Here is a 25336-nt window from a genome sequence, read left to right as displayed (position 1 = left end):
TCCTGACTGGATGCAGCGTCGAACGTATTGTTGTGAACCGTATCGATCATTTTTCTCGGATTCCTACATAAGTTGCCGTGGTGAATTCAGCCTTGTTCGGGTGAAACGTGATGCCGTTGCGTGTCGCCCAGAAGTTCTCGGGGAAATACAGGGGGACAACGCCGAGATCGCGAAATCCCGCTTCGGCCGCTTGCTCAAGCAAGCGCTCGCGCTGCACGGGGTCGAAGCTGGCGCTAGCCGCGGCGAGTGCCTGATCGAGTGCGGGATTCGAGTAGCGCGCGCGATTGAACGCGCCGGTTCCCGCGCTTCGCGAATAGGTCGCCATGACGTTGGAAAGCGCGACGGTCGAGTCACTTGTCGTATTTCCGAAGCTGAAGATGAAGGCGCTGTAGCTTTGCTTGGCGGCGGCGCCGACATAGACGTTGTAGGGCTGCGTGACCACGTTCGCGATCCGGATGCCGCCGCGAGCCAGCATTTGCCCAACTGCCTGGGCGACGTCGCCATCTGAGGAAAAACGGTCGTTGGACGAATGGATCGTCAGCGTGAATCCTTGTGGGTAGCCTGCTTGCGCAAGCAGTTTTTTCGCTCCCGCGAGATCATAGGTATCGGCTGGCAATGCCGTTGAGTAACCGCCTATTCCCTGCGGCACGATCTGGCCCGCCGGAACGCCCGCGCCATTCAGCAGATATTGCGTGATGGCGCGCCGATCGATCATCTTCGATATAGCCTGCCGTACGCGCAGATCTCGCAGCGGATTGCTTCGCAGCGGTTCGCCGTTTGGGCCGCTCACGAACGGAGACTGCTGGCGGCTTGAGTCCAGCGCGAGATAGATCAGCCGCGCCGACGGTCCTGAGTAAAGCGTTACCGCCGGATCGCGCTTGAGCCGTGGCACATTGACCGGCGGAACGTTATCGATCAGGTCGACGGAGCCGGAAAGCAGCGCCGACATGCGCGCGGCATCGTTGGCGACGAAGCGGATCGTGACCGTGTCGAACGGCGGCTTGGGACCCCAATAGTCGTCGTTGCGCGTGAGTTCGAGATAGTCGCCTGGAACCCAGCGTTCAAGTTTGTAAGGACCGGTCCCGACTGCTACAGCGGGTGACACGTACTGGTTGCTTGGGTGGCCTTCGGTTGCGTGCTGAGACACGATGAACAGCATGCCGATCTGTTCGAGAAACCCGGGCGCAGGGGTCTTCGTATGGATGCGCAGCGTAAGCGGATCGAGCACGTCAATGGACGCGATATTCGCCACTGCGCCGGAGAAGGGCGCGGGGCTGTTCGGCACGTTCGACGCGCGTTTCACCGAGTACACCACGTCGCGCGCGGTGAACGGCGTACCATCGTGAAATCGAACGTTGGGGCGCAGCTTGAATTCCCACGTGTTTGGATCCACGACTCGCCACGCCGCAGCTAGACCTGGCTGAATTTGCAGGTTCACATCACGCGCGATCAAGTGCTCGAAGATGTTTTCCACTTGCTGATTGCTCTGCGTGCGAGAGAACAGCGGATCCATCGACGAAGGTTCGGCAGCAACAGCCATGATCAGCGCGCGGGCAAACGCGCTCGGCGGGATGCTGCATGCGGCGATCAGAATGCATGCAGCTGCGATCCGGAGGCGACTCATTGTGCCTCCGTGAACAGATGACAGGCGACCCAGTGATTACTCGTCGCTTCCGTCAATTCCGGATGCTCGACACTGCAGCGCGGCATCGCGTGTGGACAGCGCGGGTGAAAATGGCACCCTTTTGGAGGCGCAAGCGGAGACGGAATCTCGCCCTTGATGGATTCATAGGCGCGCTTCCTGTTCGATAAGCGTGGCACCTGATCGAGCAGCGCGACCGTGTACGGATGCAGCGGCCTGGCGAACAGATCAGCCGTAGATGCGGTCTCCACGATCCGCCCCAGATACATGATCGCGACCCGATCACTGATATGTTCAACCACACCGAGATCATGGCTGATAAAGAGGTATGTCAGCCCAAGATCAGCGCGCAGCCGCATGAACAGATTGATGATCTGGGCCTGGATCGACACGTCGAGCGCCGCAATCGATTCGTCGCAGATCAGGAAATCGGGCTTCACCGCCAAGGCTCGACCGATGCTGATGCGCTGTCGCTGCCCACCGGAAAACTGATGTGGATAGCGCTGTCTCACATCTGGATTCAATCCAACCCGCTCCATCACATCGACAACGTAATCATCCAGGTCGCGCCGCTTCACCATGCCATGCACGAGTGGCGCCTCGCCGATAATTTCCCGCACCCGTTTGCGTGGATTAAGCGATGACATCGGGTCCTGAAAGATCATTTGCGTTCCGAGCCGGTGCGCAAGCCTTCCGCGCGAGCCGAGCACCGTCGTGCCGGCGCCATTTGCATCGGTAACGTGAATGGTTCCTGACGAAGGCGGCACCACGCCCGCCAGCATGCGGCCGAAGGTCGACTTGCCGCAGCCGGACTCACCGACGAGCCCGACCACTTCTCCGCGATGGATCTCGAGGTTCACGGTGTCCACAGCGTGGACCGTATGCGACACGGGCTTGGCGCCCAGCATCTGCGCAATGCGCTCCGCATAACTCGAACGCTTCACGAAACGGCGCGACACCTTGTCGGCCTTGATAAGAACTTGCGTGCTCATGCTGCAACTCGCTCAACGGGATGGAAACATCGGTGGAGATGGCTCTCGCCCGCTCTGAACACCGGCGGTTTTTGCGTCCTGCATGTGTCGGTGGCATGCGTGCATCGCGGTGAGAAGGCGCAACCGGCGGGCAACGCAAGCGCCGAAGGGGCGACGCCTGGGACCTGCATCAGCGGCTCGCCGCGCGCCACGTTCTCGGGCACCGAACCCAGCAGTCCGATCGTGTACGGATGCTGCGGATGTTTCAGGATCGTATCCACGTCACCCGTTTCGACCACGCGTCCCGCGTACATTACGCAGATGCGATCGGCAAGACCCGCCACCACCGCTAGATCGTGGCTGACCCAGACCATCGCCGTGTTCGAGCGCGCGCACAGCTTCTGCATTTGCGCCAGGATCTGCGCCTGGATCGTGACGTCGAGCGCGGTCGTGGGCTCGTCCGCAATGATCAGGTCCGGCTTGTGCAGCATTGCGATCGCGATCGCCACGCGCTGCCGCATGCCGCCCGACAACTGATGCGGATACGCCTTGAGCCGTTCATCGGGCGCGGGAATGCCGACCGTCGCGAGCGCCTCGCGCGCCTGTTCGCGAGCGGCTTGTTTCGACACCGACGCGTGAGCGCGCACGGTTTCAATCATCTGCGTATCAATGCGAAGAACGGGATTCAGCGTCATCATCGGATCCTGGAAAATCATTGCGATGCGATTTCCCCGTAGTTGCCGCAGCGCTTCCCGGCCATAGCTCGTCAGGTCCACACCCTTGAACAGAACACGTCCACCGACAATGCGTCCCGGCGCGTCGATCAAACCGAGGATCGAAAAACCGGTGATTGATTTCCCCGAACCCGACTCGCCGACAAGGCCGACGATCTCGCCGGGATAGACATCGAAGCTCACGTCGTCAACCGCTTTTGCAACGCCGGCCGCCGTGAAGAAATGGGTCTGCAACTTCTCGACCGATAAAGTTGGAATAGCTGGAGACATGAGGTTTCCTATTTCTGAAGGCGCGGATTGAGCGCCTCGCGCAAGCCGTCGCCGACCATGTTCATGCTGAAGACGAGCATGACCAGCAGCACGCCGGGGAACACGCTGATCCAATAGAAGCCGGCAAGCAACTGCTGGTAGCCGTTCGCAATCAGCAAGCCGAGAGAGGGTTGCGTCACGGGCAAGCCGATCCCGAGAAAGCTCAACGTTGCTTCAGCGGAGATGGCGGCTGCCACCTGCACCATCGCAATCACAATGACAGGCGCCAGGCAGTTGGGCAGCAACTGGCTAAAGAGTGCACGCCGATGACTGAAACCGAGGCACAACGCCGCCTCCATGTACTCCTTCTTGCTTTCGACGGCCGCGACCGCGCGCACCGTGCGGGCGAAGTACGCCCATTGCACGATCACGAGCGCCAGGATCACCTTGCTCACGCCCTGGCCGAGAATGGCGAGCGTCATCAAGGCCACGAGGATGGTCGGGAAGCCGAGCATGAGGTCGACCGTGCGCATGATCAGCGTGTCGATCCAGCCGCCGAAATACGCGGCCACCAGGCCGAGCGTCGTGCCAACGATCAAGGCAAACGCGCCGCTCGAGATCCCGACGCCAAGACTGGTGCGAAGGCCAAACATCATGGCGGCGAACATGTCGCGGCCGAGCGCGTCGCTGCCTAGCAGGAAGAGATGTCCAAGGTGGCCGCGTGCGCCGGGAGGCAGCCTGCCATCGACAATATTCAGCTGCGCGAGGTCGTACGGATTCTGCGGTGCGAGCCATGGCGCAAGGATCGCCACGATGATCAGCACAATGCAGGTTAGCGACGCGAGCGCAACGGCGGGGCGGCCGAACATGCCGCGCAATGCCTGTCCCGTGCGTGTGTCGCGGTTGGTGGTCCAGCGCGGCAGGATGTTCGAAAGCGTGCTCATGTCAGGCACCTCCCAGACGCACGCGCGGATCGAGCAGCGAATAGATGATGTCGACCAGCAGGTTCAGCAGCGTGAACATGGCGACCACGATCAGCAGATACGCCACGACCACGGGACGATCGAGCCGCATGATGCTGTCGATGATCAGCTTGCCCACGCCCGGCCACGCGAAGATGGTTTCAGTCACCGTAGCGAACGCGATCAGCGAGCCGAACTCCATGCCGACCACCGTGACGATCGGGATCATGATGTTCTTCAGCACGTGGACAAAAATGATCCGGCGCTCGCGCAAACCCTTGGCGCGGGCAAATTTCACATAATCGAGGGGCAACGTTTCCCGGACTCCGGCGCGGGTCAACCGGGTCACGAGCGACATCTTGAACAGTGAGAGATTCAGCGCCGGCAGGATCAGGTGGATCAGTCCATCGCGCGTCGCGAGGCTCGTATGGATGCCGAGCAGGGTGCCAAGATGCCCTCGACCTGCCGAGGGCAGCCAGCCCAGTGTCACCGAAAAGATCAGCACGAGCATGATGCCCTGCCAGAAGTTCGGCAGGCTAAAGCCGAGGATCGAGCTGCCCATGATTACGCGGTCGACCGGCGAGTTGGCCTTCATGCCGGCCAGCAGTCCAAGTGGCAGCCCAATCAGCAACGCCATGACGAGCGCCACGACTGCCAGTTCGAGCGTGGCCGGCAGGCGTTGCATGATCAGCTGGATCGATGGCTGGTTGAACACGAACGACCGGCCAAGATCGCCATGCAGCGCGTGTTCTACAAACAGCAAGTATTGCTTCCACATCGGCTGGTCCAGACCCAGCGAGTGCACTGCCTGCGCTATGTCGGCCGGGCTGGCGTCGGCGGGCACGAGAATCTGGATTGGGTCGCCAATAGCGAACACCCCGCAGAAAACGAGCACCGAGGTCAGCATCAGGATGCCGGCACTCTGTACAAACCGATGGATGATGAAACCGATCATTGCGTAACAACCTCGAGCGTTAAGTTTTACGAACCCTGCGACCTTGCCGGGCGATAGAAGCGTTTCAGGCCGCCGAAAGGCCCCGGCAAATCTCGTTCAGTTTCGCGATAATTAGGCCGACAATTTTTGGATGCAACACTATGCTGAATCTGCATAGCCTTATGTGCGAGCAAGGATGAACCTCAAACAGATCGAAGCGTTCGAAGCGGTGGCAAGCCTCGGAACCACTACCGCCGCGGCTCAGCGGCTGGAAATCTCACAATCGGTTGTCAGCAGGCTGCTGGCTCAACTGGAAGAAGACCTCGGGCTCAGACTTTTTGTACGGGAACAAGGCAGGCTTACCCTGACGCGCGAGGGTGCCGCTTTAGTCGATGAAGTGAAGATCCTGCTCGATGGCTCGCATTGCTTGCGGCGTCACGCGCAGCAACTGCGGCTTGGCGGAATGCAACGAAAACTGGTTCGCGCAATGGTGCCCAACACGTTCGCCCAGCACGTCATGCCGCAAATTATGGAAATGTTCTGCAAGGCGCACGAGGATGCCGTGCTTGAGGTCTTGTCAGGCACTTATGGACAAGGCGCGCGCGCCCTCTTGAGCCGGGAAGTCGATCTGGCGTTCGTCCAGATGCCGGAGGGCCTGCCCGGTTTGCGGGTTCATCGCGTGTTTCCTTCGCAGTCTGCCTGCGTTGTACCCATCGATCATCCGCTGGCCGCGCTCGACAAGATCAGCGCGCTGGATCTCGAACTCGTGCCGCTGATCTTGCTCGGGCGGCAAAGCCTGCACAGGCGCGAGGTCGATATGGCTTTTCGCCGCGCCCACATCACGCCGCGTGTACTGGCGGAAGTCCATTCGGTCGGTGTGGCCTGCGCCATGGTTGCGCGAGGCATGGGCGTGACGATCGTCACCCAGGTGCTAGCGGCGTGCTGTCCATCGGAAGGATTCGCTATCAAGCCGTTCGAACCCGCGCTGCCGTTTGAAATAGGTTTGGCGACGCTGCAGGAGACACCGGGGAGTTCGATGACGGTCGCGTTGCTGGATTGCATTGGCGACACGCTGGCAGGCCTCAACGCCCAATCCGCGGCTGGGTAACTCCACGCCGATTCTGCAGACAAGTGGCCAGGCTTGTCTCGTCCGGCGACGAGTCAACAGGCGGCCAGAAATGCCCGGCAATTACTGCGCTCGACCCCGATCCATTCGTCTGATCAAGTCACTATGTCCGCGACAGGGGAGTAGTGCGTGTAGTATTCAAATGGATAATTGCAGCTCGCCCCGAAGGTGTTCCTGGGAGACGTGAAATGCGCGTACTGATCGTCGATGATCACGAACTGTTCAGAGCCGGATTGGCGCTGCTGCTAAGAGAGCTCTTTCCGAGCATCGAGTTGTTGCACGCGAGTACGTTGTCGCAAGGCATGAGTCGTGCGCTTGGCGAACTCCTGAACATCGTTTTTCTCGATCTTGATCTTCCCGATGGTCACGGCTGCAGCGCGCTTGCCGAATTGAGGGAGTCGCGACCGTCGTTGCCGGTGATCGTGATATCGGCCGACGAGAGCGTGGAAACCATCAGTCGATGCATCGAACTTCGCGCCATGGGATACGTGCCCAAATCGTCGCCTCCCGAGGCGCTTCATGCAGCCATAAGCGCAGTGCTTGCCGGGGGCGTGTTCCTGCCCGCCGTCAGCATTGCGAGGCTCAGGCGTGACATGGGCACGGACGAGGCGCCGGCAAATGGACCTGGGATAGCGAAATCGAGCGTGAGTTCGGAAATTAGCACCGCATCCGAATTGGGACTTACTCCACGAGAGTTTGAAACATTGGCGTGGCTCGTACGCGGACTTCCCTCCAAGGCAATTGCGTTGAAAATGGGGCTCGAGGACATTACCGTACGGAAATACGTCAGTCACCTGCTTGCGCATTTCCACTTGCGGCGCCGTACGGAACTCATCGTCATGCTGGCGGAAAGGGGGATCAAACTCGGTGTTCCGCCAGTCACGGATCCGGCGCATGACCGGAGCCTGTCAGCGGTTGAGCGGCCACGAAACGACTGACTTCAGCGAGCGTGCTCTGCGGCCCGGAGGACTTGCGCAGCAGCACGAACGGTTCGGCGAAATCGCGCAGTGCGCGGGGAGATACCAGTTCGCCCGTGATGACAAGTAAGACCGCACATTCCAGCGAAAGCGGCGCCTGCTGCGTTCGCGCGGCAGCACGGCCCCTCGGCTCGACGCCAGGCAATTTACTTTTGGACGATGATCGTGCTTGCTGTGCGAGTAGATCGCACTCCTCATTCCATATTGTTTGATCCGCCGCAGAAACCAACGCGCCCATCGTGCACATTGATAGGTGCAATGGCCTCGATGTGATCTTCAGGTCTCTCGTGGATATAACCATTGGTTTATCCTGTGCACTCGCAGTCGTGACCGTCAGTGCGACAAGGGCGGTGGCGAATGCACTGACGACGAAAGTGGTGGTAATCAGTCATTCGATTTCTCCAACGTTAAAAGAGCGTAGCGACCTAAAGGCATAGCGACAACGCTAATGCTCGTGCGTACGTTATAAAAAGTCATGCCCGAACCTGCCTTGTTATGCCGGCGATGGTGAGTCGCGGCACACTCAGTATCCGGAATCGGAGTCAGCGGAAGATTGCATGGTCTTGTGCTAATTGGTATCGGATTGCGATCTGCACGCGCAGACCAGCGGTTCGAAAAAGCGGAAAACGGCTTCCATTAGCCATGAGGTTGGTGAATATGAAATCAGCGCGTCTCAGATCGATAACCCGCGACGCTACCGGCGCCCTTGCCGGTGCGTTGACCGTCGTTCCCATCATTCTCAGTTGTGGCGCCGTGCTGTACGAAAGCATGGGTGCGGCCTGGGTGACTGCCGGCATATCGGCTGCCTTTGTCGCGGCGGTGGTGGCGGCCATCGTCACGGCGCTGCTGGGCAAGACACCGTTGCACATGAATTCACCGAAAACCACGCATGCCGCGATTTTGTTGGGGTTGATCGCAAGCGTGGCGACGGATCCATCGTTTGCTTCCGCCAATGCTAGTGGGGGCGTCGCGCCCATCCTGATAGCGTGCACCGCATTGCTGGTTTCCGGTATCGTTCAGACGATCCTGGGCGCTTCCCGCCTCGGCCTGCTCGTCAAGTTTGTTCCGTATCCGGTTCTCGCGGGCTTCATCAACGGGTTTGCGATCCAGATCATCCTGAATCAACTACCCCGCGCCCTGGATATCGATGGGCCGGAAGAACTGCTGCGGGCGTTGAACGGCACGGTGCTGATCAACTGGTGGGCTTTGGGATTCGCCCTCGTGTCCGGTGCGTTCGTTGTCCTGGCAAAAAAGAGAAGCGGGCCTGTTCCTGCGGCATTGATCGGCCTCTTTGCCGGGACGGCAATTCAGATGCTGTGCTTGCGGCTTGTTCCAGATGAGGACCTGGGCGCCACGATCGGAGCGCTACCGCCCGGCATACCGCTGATCTTGCGCATGACCGACATCCTGAACTTCGTCAGCTCCGCGGACTTTTACAATCACGCCGCGGTGATACTGGCAACCGGCATCACGATCGCACTCGTGTCGTCAATCCAGTCCCTGCTGAGCATCTCGAGCACTGAACAACTTTTCGGAGCTCGCCACAACAGTAATCGCGAACTGGTCGTGCAAGGCGTCTCCAACATCGCGTCGGCCTTGTTTGGCGGCGCGCCGAGCGGCGGATCGCCCAACATTACCCGCATCGTCCATGCAAGCGGAGGACGTACCGGCGTGACCAACCTGATGTACGCATGCGCTCTACTGGCGCTGTCCTATGGATTGAGCCAGGTTGTCGGCCACATTCCGCTCTCTGTCATGGCCGGCGTTGTGATCGTGACCAGCGCGGAGGCGATGGACAAGTGGACACATCAACTGCTGCGCGCCGTGGGTTATGGCGGCCATTCTTCGACCCGCCGGGAGACTTTTGTTAACCTGGCGATGGTGTTCGTCGTGACCGTGCTAGTCGTCTTCGCGAGCGTACTGGTTGCGCTCGGTGTGGGTTTCGCCGCCGCGTTGATCGCGTTCATCTATCGCTCGAATGCGCAGATGATTCGACGCATACAGCACGCCACGCAGCTTCGCTCCAGAACGCGACGCTCACGTGCTTCGGTTGAAGCGCTTGGTCAGCATGGTCGCCGGATTGCTATCGTCGAACTTGACGGTCCGCTTTTCTTTGGCTCGGCGGAGAGAGTCGAGCGAGTGGTAAGCGATGAATTATCCGGCAGCGACTGGGTGTTGCTCAACCTGAAACGCATCAGCCATTTCGACAGTAGCGGCGTATTGATGTTGAAGCGACTCGATGAACTGCTGGTCAGGTCCGGCAGGCGCCTGCTTTTTGCACCGCGCCACTTCGAGGGGCGCCGCCGGAAGTCTCTGGCGGAATGGGGGCTGACGAAGCCGGAAGCCGAGTTGCGCGTATTCGATAGCACGGACGCCGCGCTATCGCAGGCTGAAGATGAACTGCTCGACAAGTTGGCCGTGCAGGAATGCGATCAGGAAATCGACCTTGCGGCATTTCCCGTTACTCAGGAGATGAACGATGACGAGCGGGCGCTGCTGCTGAGCCTGGCGACCCGCAGGTCATTTGCTGCCGGCGAAATCGTGATCGGACGCGAGGGCCCGCGTGGTGGCTTGTTACTCCTGACGCGAGGCCGGCTCAGCGCCCTCTGGGAAAAGGACGAGAAGACGTTGCGCACTGCCAGTTACCGGGCCGGCATGGCGCTTGGCGAAATACCGTCGATGCAGGAGCGCCAGCGCCTGGTAAAGCTTGTCGCCGATACGCCGGCCGTCTTGCTGGAGTTATCGCAGGACGCGCTCGCACATTTGCGCACGACGATGCCGGGCCTTGACGCGAAGCTGATGCGCAACCTGAGCATTGAAATCGGCTATCGCCTCTGCGACCTGCTGGAGACAATAAGAGATCTCGAGGGCGATTGAGCGGCGCGCCTGGATTTGGTTGTGGAGAACGATCAAAAGAAGGTCATATGTGCCGTAGCACGTTTTGTGTGGCCGTGACCATTTTCCGACCCAGGCCCTGTCGAAAATACTGTATGGGTGTACAGTGTCGGCTTCATCGGCCGTTATCTCGCTAATGCGTGTCGAACGGCGGCTCCCCAGCGCGAGCCGCGCTTCGCCCAGGCGCACTGGCGGACGATCTAACTCATTGAACCGGTTAGGAAAAATTGGCATCCAACAACGCAATCCGCATTCGCGGCGCTCGCCAGCACAACCTTAAGAACATCGATCTGGACCTTTACACGGGTCAGATGACCGTGGTGACCGGCCCTTCGGGCTCGGGCAAATCGAGCCTCGTGTTCGATACGCTCTACGCCGAGGGCCAGCGTCGCTACGTTGAAACGTTCAGCGCTTATGCGCGGCAATTCCTCGACCGGATGGACCGTCCGCAGGTGGATCGCGTGGACGGTGTGCCGCCGGCAATCGCCATCGACCAGACCAATCCGGTGCGCAGTTCGCGCTCGACCGTCGGCACGATGACCGAGCTGAATGATCACCTGAAGTTGTTCTACGCGCGCGCCGCCGAGCTCTTCGATAAAAAGACCTCGCATCAGGTCCGGCACGATACGCCGGAGACCATCTACGTCGAATTGCTCGAGCGCACGAAGGCGAATGATCCGCGGATCGCGATCACGTTCCCGGTGGAACTGCCCGAGTCCGCCAGTGACGACGAAGTCGCACAGTGGCTTTCCGCCAGCGGCTACACGCGTGTGCAGGCAAAGCGGCACGTGGATGGCCGCCAAATGCTCGATGTGGTCGCAGACCGGTTCCGCTTGCAGAAGACCGAGCGGTCACGGGCGCTGGAGGCCATTGAAGGTGCTTTGCTGCGCGGCACGGGCCGCGTGAATGTCTACCTGCTGCCGGAGCCGGGCGCGGACGATGCGGACAAGCCCGTGGACGTCCCCGCTTGGCGCTTCTCCACCGGCCTGCACAGCCCCGAAAGCGACATCCGCTACGCCGATCCGCAACCCGCATTGTTCTCGTTCAACTCGGCGTATGGCGCATGCGAAACGTGTCGCGGCTTTGGCCGGGTGATCGGCGTTGATCTCGGCCTCGTGATACCGGACGAGCGCAAGACGCTGCGCGGCGGCGCGGTCAAGACGCTGCAAACGCCCGCATGGAAAGAGAATCAGGACGACCTGCTGCGCTACGGCGCGAAAGCGGGTATCCGTCTGGGTGTGCCCTGGAGTGAACTCACGCGGAAGGAACGCGACTGGGTGATCAACGGGTCGCCCGACTGGTCCGGCAAGTGGCAAAACCAATGGTATGGCGTGCAGCGTTTCTTCGATTACCTCGAATCGAAAGCGTACAAGATGCACATTCGCGTGCTGCTGTCGAAATATCGCAGCTACACGAAATGTCCGACATGCGAGGGCGCACGCCTCAAGACCGAAGCGCTGTTGTGGCGTCTCGGCACGAAGGAGCAAGCAGACGCCGTATTGAAGCCGGCCGACCGTTTCCTGCCGGCAGGCGTGGAATGGACGCGTGCGCAACTGGAAGCGCTGCCGGGCCTCACGCTGCACGACCTGATGCTGATGCCTATCGACCGCATTCGTCGTTTCTTCGACTCGCTGACGTTGCCAAGCACGCTGCTCGACGACGCCCTCAAGCTCCTGCACAACGAAGTCCGCACACGCCTGAAATATCTCTGCGATGTCGGCCTCGGTTACCTCACGCTTGATCGCCAGAGCCGTACGCTGTCGGGCGGCGAAGTGCAGCGGATCAACCTGACGACCGCGCTCGGTACGTCCCTGGTGAACACGTTGTTCGTGCTCGATGAACCGAGTATCGGCTTGCATCCGCGTGACCTGAATCGCATTGTCGAAGCCATGCACCGCTTGCGCGACGCGGGCAATACACTGGTCGTGGTGGAGCATGACCCGTCGGTGATGCTCGCGGCGGATCGTCTCATCGATATGGGTCCGGGACCGGGCGAGCGCGGCGGCGAGATTGTCTATGACGGGCCGCCGAATGAAATCGAGCATGGCGATACGCTGACCGGCGCCTACCTTGGCGGCCGCAAGCATGTGGCGCATGCGTCCAACTGGCAGCGCCGCGCGGTCGATGCGAAGACGCCGCGGCTCGTGCTCGAAGGCGCGACCGAACACAATTTGCGCGACGTCACCGTCGAGATCCCGTTGCAACGGCTGGTGTGCGTGACGGGCGTGTCGGGGTCGGGTAAATCGACGCTGATCCAGGACGTGCTCGCGCCCGCGTTGCAGCGTCATTTTGGCAAGGCGACAGAATCGCCCGGTGCATTCCGCGCGTTGAAGGGCGCCGATGCCTTGAGCGAAGTGATCTTCGTCGATCAATCGCCGATCGGGCGCACGGCGCGTTCGAATCCCGCGAGTTATGTGGGTGCGTTCGACGAGATTCGCAAGCTGTTTGCCAAGGCGCCGCTGGCCGCTCAACGTGGTTATAGCGCAGGCATGTTCAGCTTCAATTCCGGCGATGGCCGTTGCCCGACTTGCGGCGGTTCGGGCTTCGAGCACGTCGAGATGCAGTTCCTGAGCGACGTCTATTTGCGCTGCCCGGATTGCGATGGACGGCGGTACCGGGCGGAAATCCTGGATGTGCAGATCGAGCGCGACGGCAAGTCGCTCAGCGTGGCGGATGTACTCGACCTGACCGTGAGCGAAGCCGTTGCGTGCTTTGCAAAAGACAAGGAAGTGCTGCGTGTGTTGCAGCCGATTGTCGACGTCGGGCTGGAATATGTGAAGCTTGGGCAACCGGTTCCCACGCTCTCGGGCGGCGAAGCGCAGCGCCTGAAGCTGGCGGGTTTCCTGGCAGAAACGGCACAGGCGAGCGGCAACCTGCCGGGCCGCTTGTTCATGTTCGACGAGCCCACGACGGGCCTGCATTTCGACGATATCGCCAAGCTGATGCAGGCGCTGAGACGCCTGCTGGAACGCGGGCATTCGCTGATCGTGATCGAGCACAACCTCGACGTGATCCGCGCGGCCGACTGGATCATCGATCTTGGTCCCGAAGGCGGCGATGCGGGCGGTCTGGTGGTTTGTGTCGGCACGCCAGACGATGTTTCGGCATGCGAACAATCGCATACTGGCAAGGCCTTGCTCGACTACGAAGAGGCGATGGCGCCCGGCGCGGCGCAGAAGCGCGCAGCGGGCGTTCCGCTGCAACTGGCCGCGGAAATTGCGGCGGCGCGGCGCGCGTTGCAGGGCGAAGACGTGGTGCGTATTGTCAACGCACGCGAGCACAACCTGAAGTCGCTCGACGTCGATATCCCGCACGGCAAGTTCAACGTGATCACGGGCGTGTCGGGCTCGGGCAAGTCGACATTAGCGTTCGATATCCTCTTCCATGAAGGTCAGCGCCGTTATCTGGAATCGTTGAATGCGTATGCGCGTTCGATCGTGCAGCCCGCCGGACGTCCCGAAGTGGACGCCGTCTATGGCATTCCGCCGACCGTTGCCATCGAGCAGCGTTTATCGCGTGGTGGCCGTAAGAGCACGGTCGCGACCACGTCCGAAGTCTGGCATTTCCTGCGGCTTCTATACGTGAAGCTCGGCATCCAGCATTGCGTCCACGACGGCGCACCGGTCACGGCGCAAAGCCCCGAATCGATCGTCGCGCAGATCATGCGGGATTTCAAAGGCCGGCATATCGGCTTGCTCGCACCGCTCGTGGTGAACCGCAAGGGCATTTACACGGATCTCGCGAAGTGGGCGAAGACACGCGGACATACGCATTTGCGCGTGGACGGCGAATTCCTTTCCGTCGATCCGTGGCCGAAGATCGATCGCTTCAAGGAGCACACCATCGAGTTGCCGGTTGGCGATCTGATTGTCAGCGCGAACGATGAAGCCACGCTGAAAGCAATGCTTCTGGAGACGCTCGAACTCGGCAAGGGTGTGATGCATTTGCTTGCCCCGCTTGACGACTTGCATGATGCGTTGAACGGTGGAAAGAAGGGGACGAAGCACATTGGCGAGATACGGGTGTTCTCGACCAAACGCGCATGTCCGGTCTGCGGCACGAGTTATCCCGAACTTGATCCGCGCATGTTCTCGTACAACAGCAAGCACGGCTGGTGCAACACCTGCGTGGGCACTGGCGTCACGCTCACGCGCGAACAGCGTGAAGTCTACGACGACACCGTGATCTCCGACGACGGCCGCGGCCGCGAGCAGACGATTCCATCGGCGCAACAGGAACCGGACGACGTCGGCGACCAGCCTTGCCCGGATTGCAGCGGCACGCGCCTGAACGAAGTCGCGCGGGCGGTGACGTTCGGCGATCAGCCGATAACGGAAGTCGGCCGCTGGACGGTTGGCGCAACGCGCGGCTGGATCAAGAAGCTGAAGCTCAAGGGCCGCGATGCGGATATCGCCCGCGACGTGGTGAGTGAAATCGAAGGGCGTTTGCTGTTCCTCGAAGAAGTCGGTCTTGGTTATCTGAGCCTGGATCGTGCGGCGCCCACGCTCTCGGGCGGCGAAGCGCAGCGCATTCGCCTTGCCGCGCAACTCGGCAGCAACTTGCAGGGCGTGTGTTATGTGCTGGATGAGCCGACCATCGGTCTGCACCCGCGTGACAACAAGATCCTGCTGGATGCACTGAAGAAACTCGGTGACAAGGGCAACACGCTGGTCGTGGTGGAGCACGACGAGGACACCATTCGCCGTGCGGATCACATCATCGATATCGGTCCGGGGGCGGGGAAGCGCGGCGGTACGGTCGTGGCGCAAGGCGGCGTGGCCGATCTCGCGGCGCAGCCGGATTCGCTCACGGGCCAGTATCTGGCGAACCCGATCCAGCACCCGTTGCAAGCGCGTCGTGATGTAAAGACCGCGACCGCGAAGCGCGCCGCAACGCCGGAGAACTGGCTCACGGTTCACGGTGCGACGCTGCACAACCTGCGCAACGTCACCGCGAGCATGCCGTTGGGTCGCCTGATTGCCATCACGGGCGTGAGCGGTTCCGGCAAATCCACGCTCGCTCGTGACGTGCTGATGACCAATCTGCTGGATGCGGTGGGCCGCTCGGTTCTGTCGTCGCCGGCTACTCGCCGTGCACGCAAGACCGCGCAAGCCGACATGCCCGCGCGCAACCGTTCGAGCGTGTTGTCACGCGAGGCGCCGCGTGTGAAGTTCGACGTTGCGCATCGCTGGCAAGGGTGCACGGAGGTGACCGGGTTCGAGACCATCGACCGTGTGCTGGAAGTCGACCAGACGCCGATCGGCAAGACGCCGCGCTCGTGTCCGGCGACGTATATTGGCATGTGGGACACCATCCGCAAGCTGTTCGCTGACACACTCGAATCCCGTGCACGGGGTTACACGGCATCACGCTTCTCGTTCAACACCGGCGACGGCCGCTGCCCGGCCTGCGAAGGCCAGGGCGTGCGTACCATCGCGATGAGCTTCCTGCCCGACGTCAAAGTACCGTGCGACGTCTGCCACGGTCAGCGCTTCAATCCGGAAACGCTGGCGGTGACGTGGCGCGGCAAGAACATCGGCGAAGTGCTGACAATGGAGATTGACGAGGCTGTCGAGTTCTTCTCCGCGATGACAAGCATCTCGCATCCGTTGCAACTGATGAAGGACGTGGGGCTGGGTTATCTGACGCTCGGGCAGCCATCGCCGACGTTGTCAGGCGGTGAAGCGCAACGGATCAAGCTGGTGACCGAGCTGTCGAAGGTAAGGGACGATATCGGCAAACGCGGGCAGAAGGCGCCGCACACGCTGTACGTACTCGATGAGCCCACCGTCGGCCTGCATATGGCGGACGTCGCGAAGCTGATTCGCGTGCTGCATCGGCTGGTCGATGGCGGGCATTCGGTGGTGGTGATCGAGCACGATCTTGATGTGATCGCCGAAGCCGACTGGGTGATCGATCTCGGGCCGGAGGGCGGCACGGAAGGCGGATCGATCGTGGCCGCGACCGATCCGGACACGCTCTCGAAGAATCCGCGCAGTCACACGGGCGCCGCGCTGCGGCCGGTGCTAGAGCGCGGGGCCATCCCGGCCGAGGCGGTTCAGTAACTCGGTTCAGTAACTCTTGTACGGCAGGAACTTGCCCGATAAAACCACGTTGACCCGGTCCCCTTTGGGATCGGGTTCGCGTTGGATATCCATCGAAAAATCGATTGCGCTCATGATCCCGTCGCCGAATTCCTCGTGGATCAGTTCCTTGATCGTGCTCCCGTAAACGCTCACTATTTCATACCATCGATAGATCAACGGATCGGTCGGGACGGCGGTCGGCAGTGAGCCTTTATAGGGCACAATCTGCAGCCAGGCGACGGCTTCATCGGAGAGATCGAAGATGGTGCCGACAACTTCGGCCTGTGCCTTGGAGAACGTCATCTGCCCCAGGCAGCCTGCCGTTACCCATTCCTTGCTCAAGCCGACTTTCTCCGCCACGTCGGCCCATTTCAGCCCTTTGCTCACCTTGGCGGCGAGAATCAAGCGAGTCACTTCGCTGCGATCTGAAATCATTCGGGTGCTCCTTGAGGGTGGTTTCAAGCGAGTGTATCGGCCAATCGCGCGGCTGGCTGGCGGACAAAAATACTGCGGGAAACTCAAACCATGACCAACCCCATCGCTGATCTGAACACGCTGCTTGCATCCATGTCACCCGAACTCCAGCCGGGCGTCTACGTCTACGCAACCGTGCCTTTTACCTACGACCTCGGAAATATCGTCCCGCTCGCGACGTTCCGCGAACGCGAAGGCCTGACGATTATCTTGGAAGAGGGTGACGCGTCGAGAGCAGGTATCCCGCCGCTGTTCCGCGCCGCGTGGATCACGCTGACCGTGCATTCGGACCTTCAGGCGGTTGGACTGACGGCAGCCTTCGCCACCGCGCTCGGCCGAGCCAACGTCAGTTGCAACGTGGTCGCCGCGGCATACCACGATCACATCTTCGTGCCGATCGAATCCGCCGATGCCGCCATGGTTGCACTGCAGCAACTTCAACGCGACGGACTCTGAGCAGCCCCCGCCGGAACCCCCCAAACCCTTCCCCAGCATTCACCTGGGTTCGGTGTCACTGGTATGCTGCGGCCTTATTCCACCAAGAAACCTCTGGATCAAGATGGCAACGCAGGACAAAGCACTCGCACTCAAGAAGATGAAATGGTTCGCCGCCGGTCTGCTGGTCGCGGCAGCCGCACTATTTCTGCTCGCCAAGAGCCAGCACGACGCCGGCGCCTGGGCGTGGGTCTCGGCCTTCGCCGAAGCCGCGATGGTCGGCGCCTTGGCCGACTGGTTCGCGGTCGTCGCGCTGTTCCGCCACCCACTCGGGTTGCCGATCCCGCACACCGCCATCCTGCCGGCGAACAAGGCGCGCGTGGCTGATAACCTCGCCGAATTCGTCCGTGACAAATTCCTCGGCACCGACGCACTGGTCGCCCGCGTGAACGCCTTCGATCCCGCCGGCCGCCTCGCGATCTGGCTGGCGGAACCGGCGAACGCGGCGCTGCTGGGTGCAAAAGCGGTCGCGGCGGCGGGCCAGATGCTCGATTTCGTCGACGACGAACGCGTCAAAACGATGCTCCACGAAGCCCTGCGCCGCCGCGCCGAACAATTCGACCTGGCCGGCGCGGTGGGCGGATTGTTGTCCACGCTGACGGCGGATGGACGCCATCAAATGCTGCTCGACGAAGGCTTGCGCGAACTTGCCCAATGGCTTGATCGCGAGGAGGTGCAGGCAATCCTCGCAGCCAAGATCCTGGACGTGGCCGGCGAGGAATATCCGAAATTAATCGGCATGCTCGGATTTGTAGGCCTGAGCGCGGAAGACCTTGGCAACAAGTTCGCGGGCGGCCTGGTGCGCGGCGCGAACAAGTGGCTGCACGACATCAGCGAAAACCCGGAACATGAGCGCCGTCAGGCCTTCGACAGGACGGTGGAAGGGTTCATCGAACGCCTGAAGACGGACCCCGCGTTCCGCGCGCGTATCGACCAACACAAGCGCGAATGGCTCGAACGCCCGGAATTGCGAACCTACGTGAACGGACTGTGGGACGAATTCAAGGACTGGCTGCGCCGCGATCTCGCGCAAGCAGATTCGACGCTGCACAAAAAGGTGACGGGCGCATCGGCGTCGTTCGCAGCCGCGCTGGGGAGCGATCCCGCGTTGCGCGAATCGATCAACGAGCACATGCGCGACGCGCTCAAGTCACTGGCACCGGATTTACGCGACGGCATTGCCAAGCATATTGCCGCCACGGTGCGCAACTGGGACGACGCCACGCTCGTGCGCGACGTCGAGCTGAGCGTGGGTCGCGACTTGCAGTTCATCCGGGTGAACGGCACGCTGGTGGGCGGTGCGGTTGGTCTGATCATTCACGCAGTATCCACGTTCATGGTTTAAGCTGCGGAATTGAAACCTTGTAGCCGCGGTCAGCTAATTTCCTCTTGAAGAGACCGAACATGACGGATCCGAACGCCGCGTTGATCCAGCGCTTCTACGAAGCCTTTCAGCGTTCCGACGCCGAAGCAATGGCGGCGTGCTACGCGCCGGACGTACAGTTCAGCGATCCGGTATTCGGCGTGTTGCGAGGCCGCGAAGCCTCGGATATGTGGCGCATGCTGATCTCTCGCGCCACCGAATTCTCACTGACCTTCAGCGACATTCAGACCGTCGGCCAGAGCGCGACAGCAAACTGGGTCGCGACTTATCGTTTCACGCAGACCGGGCGCAAGGTGGTCAACCGCATCAACGCGCGTTTTGCGATTCGCGATGGCCTGATCTACGAACATCACGACAGCTTTGACCTCTGGACCTGGAGCCGGCAGGCGCTCGGCCCCAAGGGCTGGCTGCTTGGCTGGTCGTCCTTCATGCAGAACAAGATCCGGGCGCAAGCGACCAAGGGGCTTCGGGCATACCGGCAGCAACCCAAAAAATGACTCGCCTCGAATGTCCAGCTAGCGAAGGATGTCTCAACGACGAATGGCTCGAGGCCGATGCGCTGGGTGGCTTTGCATCGGGCACAGCCGGCACCGAACGGACCCGCAGATATCACGCGCTGCTTCTCACGGCCACGCAACCGCCGGCGGGCCGCATGGTGCTGGTGAACGGCGTGGAGGCCTGGCTGGAGGATGCGTCCGGGCAGACGCGCATTGCGCTCTCCATGCAGCGTTATGGCGCTGGTTCGGTCTGGCCGGACCCCTCCGAAAGCCTGCTTTCCTTCGATACCGGCCCTTGGCCCACGTGGCGCTTTCAGGTTGGCGATAACCATATCCTGAGCGCTGAGCTATTCGTCGCGAAGCAGAGTGCACAGACGGTGCTGCGCTGGCGGCTCGAAGGCGAGCCATTCACGCTCAAGGTTCGGCCATTGCTTTCCGGCCGTGACTATCACGCGCTGCATCACGAGAACCCGGCGTTCAACTTCAACTACACGGCGACGGGCGATCAGGTGCGCTGGCAAGCATACGGCGACGTGCCGGCGGTGGTCGCGGCATCGAATGGATCGTATGTTCATGCGCCCGACTGGTATCGCAACTTCTGCTACACCGTCGAACGCGAACGCGGCATGGATTTCAACGAAGACCTCGCCACGCCCGGCGTCTTTTCGTTCGATTTGTCTCTTGGCGAAGCGGTGCTCGTGTTGAGCGCGAACGAGGGCGCGAAGACGAACGCGGTCGATACCGCGAAGCAGCTTGCCGATATCGAACGAGCACGTCGCACGGCCTTTCCGACGGCGCTGCATCGTTCCGCCGATGCCTACATCGTGGCGCGAAACAAAGGAAGCACAATCCTCGCCGGCTTCCCTTGGTTCACCGACTGGGGCCGTGACACGTTCATCGCGATGCGCGGTTTGCTGATCACATCCGGCCGATACAGCGACGCCGAATCGATCCTGCTCGAATGGGCCGGTACGCTCTCCGAAGGCATGCTGCCGAATCGTTTCCCGGACAGCGGCGCACCGGAATACAACTCGGTGGATGCGTCGTTGTGGTTCGTGATTGCCGTACACGATTATCTCGCCACGGGCCATGCTCAACGGGAAACGCAGGACCGTTTGCAGCAAGCCGTCGATGGCATTCTCGACGGTTACTCAAGCGGCACGCGTTTTCGGATCGGAGCCGATCCGGCGGATGGTCTGCTGCGGGCAGGCGTTCCCGGCGTGCAACTGACGTGGATGGACGCGAAGGTGGGCGATTGGGTGGTGACGCCGCGCATCGGCAAGCCGGTGGAAGTGCAGGCATTGTGGATCAATGCGCTGCGCATAGCGGCGGCATGGAACCCACGCTGGACAGAGCCGGCCACGCACGCAACGCAGGCTTTCCAGCACCGTTTCGTCGATCCCGCCAGCGGTGCGCTCCATGACGTGGTCGACGCCGATCACGAGCCGGGCAAGCTCGACCGCTCCATTCGTCCGAACCAACTTTTTGCCGTCGGCGGACTGCCATTCGCCGTGATCGACAATGGCGCAACGGCTCGCGCGGTTGTCGATCAATGCGAGCAACGCTTGCTCACGCCGCTCGGGCTGAGAACCCTGTCACCGGATGACCCGGCCTACAAGGGCCGTTACACCGGCACGCCGCTCGAACGCGACGGTGCTTACCACCAGGGCACAGTCTGGCCGTGGCTGATGGGGCCGTTCGTGGACGCGTGGCTACGGGTTCATGGCGATGATCAAGCATCGAAAGCCGTGGCCCGCGAGCGCTTTCTCAGGCCGCTGCGCAACCATCTGCATCATGCGGGACTGGACCACATCTCCGAAGTCGCGGACGGCGATGCACCGCATACGCCCGGCGGCACGCCATTCCAGGCGTGGTCGCTCGGCGAACTCATGCGCCTCGACCGTCTGCTCAATGCCGATCCTGCCGAGATGCCGCAAACGCGCTAGATTATCGGTCTTTCCGTCACGCTTTTAGTCAAGGACGTCCCATGCCGCCACTGCGCGCCACCAAGTCACTCGACACCATAGAAGGAGCCCGGCTCCATTCCACCGACTGCTCGCGCTGGCAACGCTGGGGTCCGTATCTCAGTGAGCGCCAATGGGGCACGGTGCGAGAGGACTACAGCGAAAACGGCACCGCCTGGGACTATTTTCCGCACGATCATGCGCGCAGCCGCGCCTACCGCTGGGGCGAAGACGGCATTGCCGGTTTCGGCGACGACCATCTCAACTGGTGCGTCTCGCTCGCCATGTGGAACGGCCTCGACCCGATTCTCAAGGAACGTTTGTTCGGGCTGACGAATTCGCAGGGCAACCACGGCGAGGACGTGAAGGAGCTGTACTTCTACGTCGACGGCACGCCGACGCATTCCTATATGCGCATGCTGTACAAGTATCCGCATGCCGCGTTCCCCTACGACGACCTCGTCACCGAAAACGGGCGCCGCGGCGCGGACATGCCCGAGTACGAAGTGCTCGACACGGGCGTGTTCGAAGACAACGCTTATTTCGATGTCCATGTCGAATATGCGAAAAACACGCCTGAAGATATCGTGATGCGCGTGACGGTCGAGAATCGCGGGGATCGCGCCGCGTCGCTCGACCTTCTGCCGCAGATCTGGGCGCGCAATACGTGGTCGTGGCAGCCATCGAAGAAACCTTCGCTCACCTTGCAATCCGATGCGAAGGGCAGCCGCGTGATCGCGCAAAGCGAGGGCCATGAGCCGCTGGTCGTGACAGCCGAAGCCCGTGGCGACGCTACGGTCAACTGGCTGTTCTGCGAGAACGAAACCAATGTCAGGCGCCTGTTCGGCTCGGAAGGGGCGGGACCGTTCAAGGACGGCTTTAACGACTACATCGTGCACGGCGAAGAAGACGCCATCCGGCACGATACCGGCACGCGCGCCGCCGCGCATGTGCATCTGGAGTTTGGCCCGAATAGCCGCACGGTCGTGACCATGCGCTGGCGCCCGGCGTCGGAGGCAGACCGTGAGCGGCAAGCGCTCGATATCGACGCGCTGTTCGCCCGCCGGATCGCCGAAGCTGATGCCTTTTATGCGGGCCTGCAGCACGAAATGGATGACGCCGACCAGCGGCTCGTCCAACGTCAGGCGCTGGCGGGCATGCTGTGGTCAAAACAGTATTACCTCTTCGACGTCACTCGCTGGATGGACGGCGATCCGTTGCAGCCCACACCGCCGGCCGGTCGCAAGCGCGGCCGCGATGCCGACTGGCGGCATCTGTGCAATGCGGACATTGTCTCGATGCCGGACAAGTGGGAATACCCGTGGTACGCGTCGTGGGATCTCGCATTTCACGCGGCCGCGTTCGCGCTGATCGATCCGGCATTCGCGAAGAAACAATTGCTGCTGCTGGTGAAGGATCGGTATCAGCATCCGAACGGGCAACTGCCGGCCTACGAATGGGCGTTCGGCGACGCCAACCCGCCGGTTCACGCATGGGCGACATGGCGCGTCTATGAAATCGATCGTGCGATCACAGGCAAGGCGGATCGCGACTTCCTGGAGCTCGTGTTCCACAAGTTGCTGCTGAACTTCTCGTGGTGGGTGAACCGCAAGGACGCCGACGGCCGCAACATTTTCCAGGGCGGTTTTCTCGGGCTGGACAACGTGGGCATCTTCGACCGCTCGGCGCCGCTGCCTACGGGCGGCCGGATCGACCAGTCGGATGGCACTGCATGGATGGCCGCATATGCGCTCGACCTGATGCGCATCGCGCTCGAACTGGCGGTGGCGAATCATGTGTTCGTCGATATCGGCGTGAAGTTCTTCGAGCATTTCTTGTATATCGCCGAGGCGGTCAGTTGCAGCGATACCTGCGACACCGGCCTGTGGGACGAGCGCGACGAGTTTTTCTACGACGTGCTGCAGCTCCCCGACGGCACGAGCGTGCCGATGCGCATTCGCTCTATCGTCGGCTTGATTCCGCTGTTCGCGGTGCATGTGCTGGAAGAGCATCTGCATGGCCAGTTGCCGGGGCTGCGGGACCGGCTGACGTGGTTCCTCGAGCACCGGCCTGATCTGGCGAAGCTGGTGTCGCGCTGGAACGAGCCGGGCAAGGGCAATAGCCTGCTGTTGTCGGTGCTGCGCGGACACCGCATGAAGGCGCTGCTCAGGCGCATGCTCGACGAAAGCGAGTTCCTGTCCGACTACGGCGTGCGGGCGTTGTCGCGGGTACATCGGGACAATCCGTTTGTGCTCGAGCACAACGGCGACCGCTTCTGCGTGAAATATCTGCCGGCGGAATCGGACTCGCGGGTGTTCGGCGGTAACTCAAACTGGCGCGGGCCGATCTGGATGCCCGTCAACTATTTGTTGATTGAGTCGCTATACGAATTTCATCGTTATTACGGCGATGATTTCCGCGTGGAATATCCGACCGGATCAGGCCAGAAGCTTTCGCTCAGCAACATAGCCGACGAACTGGGGCGACGCCTCACGCGCCTGTTCCTGAAGGACAAAAACGGCGTGCGTCCTGTCATGGCCGCTTATCCGCAACTGCAGGCGGACCCGCGCTCAGAGGATCTCGTGCTGTTCCATGAGTACTTCCATGGCGATACAGGGCGCGGCGTGGGCGCGTCGCATCAGACGGGCTGGAGCGGGCTGGTCGCGTTGTTGTTGCAGCCGCGCGTGAGCATCGTGGCACAGAACATTCCGGCAGGCGGCGAGGTTCAACCCGAAGTGGAACTGGCGGCGAAGTGACGAAGTAGCAAGACAGCGGGCGGGTTCTCAGCCCGTCCCCTGTCTCCAAGCCCGTGGCAGCGTCCGCGTCATTCGTTATTGCACAACATCAACACCTTCTCCGCGTCCGTGCATGGGCGCTTCGGCGCGCGTTGCGTCACGGGCATGGCCGTTTCCCCACTGCCTGTCGACGCCATCTTGCGGATGCATGCCCGCAAGCGCTTTTCTATGGGTGGATAGTATTTCCAGCCGCGAGTAAGCGGGGGCAATTCCATCTTCACCTGCTTCCATTTCGGATGGCCGTTGGCCTGCAGTTCATCGAAGTGCGTGCAAAGCGAGTCGGCGAATTGCGTCATCGCGCCTACGGTACCGCGCAGGTTGTAATCGTAGGTGACGAGAAACGCCTTCACGGTCAGCGTCGGCGAGTCTTCCTTGATCCAGTTCGGATAACTCGACGTGCGGATGGTGGCCGGGAAATAGGTCTGTTCAGCACGCGCGGTTTCAGGCACTGAAGGATCGAGCTTGAGCAGCTTGAGCTGGCCCAGCAGGTCCGAGTTCAGGTCCTGAAAGAGCTTGGCCGGCTGTCCCACCACAATGATCGCCACATCGAGTTTGCGCACGATCAGTTTCGCCAGCGCGTCCTCGTTGCTGTAGTGCTGCGTGTTCTGCTCGGGGATCGGCTCGTTGAACATCAGCCTGTAAAGCGTGGTCGCCGATTGCGCCGTGCCGCTGCCGATCAACCCCACGCTGATGTTCTTGTCCTTGATCTCGTGGATGTAGTTGATCGGCGAATCCGCTCGCACAACGAAGTAAATCTCTTCGTTATACAACGGCATGATAAGCCGCAGCGGCTGGATGATCTTGCCCGCATCCGCGTTACCGGCTTTCGCCATATCGAGGTAAGCCTGGTACACGTCCGACTGCACGAGCGCGAACTTCACGCCCGGCTCGTAACGCATGCGCTGCACGTTTTCGGCGGATCCTTTTGACGCGAGCACGTCGAGGTTCATGCCGATCGGGTCAGCCACCCACTTCGCCAGGTCCTGGCCTATCTGGATGTATGTGCCGCGTTCCGGCCCGGTGACGATCTTGTAGTCGGCTTGCGCATGAGCCTGCGCAACGAGGCCAGCGAGCCCGAAGAGAGCGAACAGCATGAGGAAAGTCTTGTGCATGATGTCGTGTGAGTCGTTTTAATGTGTTGGCCAACTTTC

16 protein-coding genes are annotated in these 25336 nt (G+C 61.2%); 9 read left to right on the top strand and 7 right to left on the bottom strand.

Features of this window, described 5'->3' with window-relative positions; all coding sequences use genetic code 11:
- Positions 1-46 precede the first annotated feature (46 nt).
- From BSU04_RS30000 to BSU04_RS29980, 5 genes are read right to left on the bottom strand one after another with little or no spacing between them, the layout of a single operon-like run.
- Positions 47-1624: an ABC transporter substrate-binding protein gene (locus BSU04_RS30000; RefSeq protein ID WP_089163947.1), complete on the bottom strand. Its 1578-nt coding sequence runs from the start codon at positions 1622-1624 to the stop codon at positions 47-49.
- Positions 1621-2634: an ABC transporter ATP-binding protein gene (locus BSU04_RS29995; protein ID WP_089163946.1), complete on the bottom strand. Its 1014-nt coding sequence runs from the start codon at positions 2632-2634 to the stop codon at positions 1621-1623. Before BSU04_RS29995 ends, BSU04_RS30000 begins: the two co-directional genes overlap by 4 nt.
- Positions 2631-3617: an ABC transporter ATP-binding protein gene (locus tag BSU04_RS29990; RefSeq protein ID WP_089163945.1), complete on the bottom strand. Its 987-nt coding sequence runs from the start codon at positions 3615-3617 to the stop codon at positions 2631-2633. Before BSU04_RS29990 ends, BSU04_RS29995 begins: the two co-directional genes overlap by 4 nt.
- 8 nt (positions 3618-3625) lie before the next feature.
- A complete protein-coding gene (locus BSU04_RS29985) occupies positions 3626-4540 on the bottom strand; it encodes an ABC transporter permease (RefSeq protein WP_089163944.1) in 915 nt (304 codons plus the stop codon).
- Position 4541: 1 nt separating this feature from the next.
- Positions 4542-5513 (bottom strand): ABC transporter permease, encoded by a 972-nt coding sequence (locus BSU04_RS29980; RefSeq protein WP_089163943.1) that lies wholly within the window; start codon positions 5511-5513, stop codon positions 4542-4544.
- Positions 5514-5688: 175 nt separating this feature from the next.
- Here BSU04_RS29980 and BSU04_RS29975 point away from each other — a divergent pair, with 175 nt between their 5' ends.
- The 4 genes from BSU04_RS29975 (at position 5689) to uvrA (ending at position 16555) form a co-directional block, all read left to right on the top strand.
- A complete protein-coding gene (locus BSU04_RS29975) occupies positions 5689-6600 on the top strand; it encodes a LysR family transcriptional regulator (protein WP_089163942.1) in 912 nt (303 codons plus the stop codon).
- A gap of 206 nt (positions 6601-6806) precedes the next feature.
- The gene (locus tag BSU04_RS29970) at positions 6807-7556 is read left to right on the top strand and encodes a response regulator transcription factor (protein WP_089163941.1); all 750 of its coding nucleotides are present in this window, start codon (positions 6807-6809) and stop codon (positions 7554-7556) included.
- Between the two features lie 696 nt (positions 7557-8252).
- Positions 8253-10472 carry a SulP family inorganic anion transporter gene (locus BSU04_RS29960; RefSeq protein ID WP_179258481.1) on the top strand — a complete coding sequence of 740 codons (2220 nt, stop codon included), beginning with the start codon at positions 8253-8255 and terminating at the stop codon, positions 10470-10472.
- Positions 10473-10717: 245 nt separating this feature from the next.
- Positions 10718-16555, top strand: a complete 5838-nt coding sequence (gene uvrA / locus BSU04_RS29955; RefSeq protein ID WP_089163938.1) for an excinuclease ABC subunit UvrA — start codon at positions 10718-10720, stop codon at positions 16553-16555.
- 6 nt (positions 16556-16561) lie between these two features.
- Here the strand turns inward: uvrA and cynS are convergent, their stop codons facing one another.
- Entirely contained in the window at positions 16562-17011 is a 450-nt protein-coding gene (gene cynS / locus BSU04_RS29950) for a cyanase (protein ID WP_089163937.1), read from the bottom strand.
- Between the two features lie 90 nt (positions 17012-17101).
- Here cynS and BSU04_RS29945 point away from each other — a divergent pair, with 90 nt between their 5' ends.
- From BSU04_RS29945 to BSU04_RS29925, 5 genes are all read left to right on the top strand, one after another.
- On the top strand, positions 17102-17506 hold the full coding sequence (locus tag BSU04_RS29945; protein ID WP_089163936.1) for an ACT domain-containing protein: 405 nt from the start codon (positions 17102-17104) through the stop codon (positions 17504-17506).
- A gap of 103 nt (positions 17507-17609) precedes the next feature.
- Positions 17610-18890, top strand: a complete 1281-nt coding sequence (locus BSU04_RS29940) for a DUF445 domain-containing protein (RefSeq protein WP_089163935.1) — start codon at positions 17610-17612, stop codon at positions 18888-18890.
- Positions 18891-18949: 59 nt separating this feature from the next.
- The gene (locus tag BSU04_RS29935) at positions 18950-19426 is read left to right on the top strand and encodes a nuclear transport factor 2 family protein (RefSeq protein WP_089163934.1); all 477 of its coding nucleotides are present in this window, start codon (positions 18950-18952) and stop codon (positions 19424-19426) included.
- A complete protein-coding gene (locus BSU04_RS29930; RefSeq protein ID WP_089163933.1) occupies positions 19423-21372 on the top strand; it encodes an amylo-alpha-1,6-glucosidase in 1950 nt (649 codons plus the stop codon). Before BSU04_RS29935 ends, BSU04_RS29930 begins: the two co-directional genes overlap by 4 nt.
- Before the next feature lie 41 nt (positions 21373-21413).
- Positions 21414-24146, top strand: coding sequence for an MGH1-like glycoside hydrolase domain-containing protein (locus BSU04_RS29925; protein WP_089163932.1), 2733 nt, complete (start codon positions 21414-21416; stop codon positions 24144-24146).
- A 68-nt stretch (positions 24147-24214) separates the two neighbouring features.
- Here BSU04_RS29925 and BSU04_RS29920 read toward each other — a convergent pair whose 3' ends face one another.
- Complete coding sequence (locus BSU04_RS29920) at positions 24215-25279, bottom strand: TAXI family TRAP transporter solute-binding subunit (protein ID WP_256983442.1); 1065 nt, start codon at positions 25277-25279, stop codon at positions 24215-24217.
- Positions 25280-25336 lie beyond the last annotated feature (57 nt).

This window comes from Caballeronia sordidicola (assembly GCF_002220365.1).
In the GTDB taxonomy this organism is placed as follows: Bacteria; Pseudomonadota; Gammaproteobacteria; order Burkholderiales; family Burkholderiaceae; genus Caballeronia; species Caballeronia sordidicola_C.
Note: the sequence above shows the minus strand (reverse complement) of the source record. Positions and strands in the feature narration are given on the sequence as shown.